The 1,239-nt window shown below is 24.3% G+C and carries 2 protein-coding genes; both read right to left on the bottom strand.

Annotation, left to right across the window (positions count from 1 at the left end; all coding sequences use genetic code 11):
* Positions 1-10: 10 nt before the first annotated feature.
* On the bottom strand, positions 11-178 hold the full coding sequence (locus E6A48_RS11085) for a hypothetical protein (protein ID WP_219710338.1): 168 nt from the start codon (positions 176-178) through the stop codon (positions 11-13).
* A gap of 76 nt (positions 179-254) precedes the next feature.
* Positions 255-1,239, bottom strand: a 985-nt coding sequence (locus E6A48_RS11080) for a DUF4115 domain-containing protein (RefSeq protein ID WP_219710336.1), incomplete at its 5' end; no start/stop codon positions are given.

Raw genomic sequence — 1,239 nt, 5'->3', positions numbered from 1 at the left:
GGTATATTTACTACTCTTGGCATTTCATTTCTATATTTTTATTAATTAATGCATCTTTATTTTCAAATACTAAATTTAATTCATCATAATTGTTAGAATAATTTTTATAACATTTCCTTTTTTCTAAAATATATAAAAACATTATATTCATCATCTGTATTATTAATATAAATTTCAATAACTAACTCATTTTCATTATCATCAAAATATCTCTCTAAACTCAAACATATAGCTATTGTCCATAAAATAAATAATTATTTAGTGTCAGTCATAATCAAATTATATTTAGTAGAATCATTTAAATTCTTAGTCCACTTAATAGTTTTATTGACAGTTTCTCCCGCAGCACCCACATCAACTATCTTTCCATTAACTTTAACTACAACCTCACCCGCATTACCTATAGTAAGCATCATAACGTCCCTAGCCTCTAAATATAATGTTTTACCGCTTAAAAGATTTGTAGTAGCAGGTCCGCCAGAATCAATAAAATATCTTAAATAAACAAAATGTTTAGCAGTTATCTCTATTCTAATATTTGATTTCTCAGTGTCTTGTTCTATATAAGTTTCTCCATCTATTACAGGCAATTTTACATCTGATGTTACAATCATATTATTAGTAATATTATTTTCATTTAAATAATTAGTATTTTCTTCGTTATAAACAGAATTAATCATCTGATTTTCTTCAAGTTTTTCCATCTCTACAGTAGCTAAATTATCATAAACTTCTATTATACTTATCTTAAAATCATTAATTCCATTTCCATTCAAATCCAATATTATAGGATTGCTCTTAGAAAAAGATAAATCCTGACCATTAATATTCATTCTAATAACATTACCTATACTATTAAATTTAATAGTAGCTGATATTCCAAGCGGCTTAAAATATATAATATCTCCAGATTTCACATTCTGCCTAGCATTATTATCAACAATATTTCTTGCTATCTCAACTTCTCTTTTATTATTATTCTTGTTTGAAGAAAATATAGATTTTATATTATCTATGTTAAAAAATATAACAGCAAAAATAACTAATATAGCCAATATCACTATAATAGGTACAAAAGAAGTAGATTTTTTATTTTTAAGCTTATTTAAATCTCTTTTTGTAATATATAATAATTCCGCCTCAGCACTATTTGGAGTATATGTTTTACTATTTACTGAAACACTACTGTTAGTTTTTAAAATATCTTCTTTTTTGGTTTCTTCTTTAGAATCTTCATTA

The sequence above is a fragment of the Brachyspira pilosicoli genome (assembly GCF_019402445.1).
In the GTDB taxonomy this organism is placed as follows: domain Bacteria; phylum Spirochaetota; class Brachyspiria; order Brachyspirales; family Brachyspiraceae; genus Brachyspira; species Brachyspira pilosicoli_B.
Note: the sequence above shows the minus strand (reverse complement) of the source record. Positions and strands in the feature narration are given on the sequence as shown.